Origin of the sequence: Neisseria sp. P0014.S002, assembly GCF_051958295.1 — a bacterium.
GTDB classification, from domain to species: Bacteria; Pseudomonadota; Gammaproteobacteria; order Burkholderiales; family Neisseriaceae; genus Neisseria; species Neisseria flavescens_B.
This window is the reverse complement of the sequence record NZ_JBQCVO010000038.1, coordinates 1-436: the sequence shown is the minus strand read 5'-3', so window position 1 is coordinate 436 and position 436 is coordinate 1. Positions and strand designations below refer to the sequence as shown.

1 rRNA gene is annotated in these 436 nt (G+C 56.7%); it reads left to right on the top strand.

Annotation, left to right across the window (positions count from 1 at the left end):
- Positions 1-436: ribosomal RNA gene (locus ACTHSX_RS10490) — 16S ribosomal RNA — on the top strand; the annotation flags it as partial.

Genomic DNA, 436 nt, shown 5'->3' with positions numbered 1-436 from the left:
CCTACGGGAGGCAGCAGTGGGGAATCTTGCACAATGGGCGAAAGCCTGATGCAGCAACGCCGCGTGCGGGAAGAAGGCCCTAGGGTTGTAAACCGCTTTCAGTAGGGAAGAAAATGACGGTACCTACAGAAGAAGGTGCGGCCAACTACGTGCCAGCAGCCGCGGTGACACGTAGGCACCAAGCGTTATCCGGATTTATTGGGCGTAAAGAGCTCGTAGGCGGTTTGGTAAGTCGGGTGTGAAAACTCTGGGCTCAACCCAGAGACGCCACCCGATACTGCTATGACTAGAGTACGGTAGGGGAGCGGGGAATTCATGGTGTAGCGGTGAAATGCGCAGATATCATGAGGAACACCAGCGGCGAAGGCGCCGCTCTGGGCCGTAACTGACGCTGAGGAGCGAAAGCATGGGTAGCAAACAGGATTAGATACCCGGG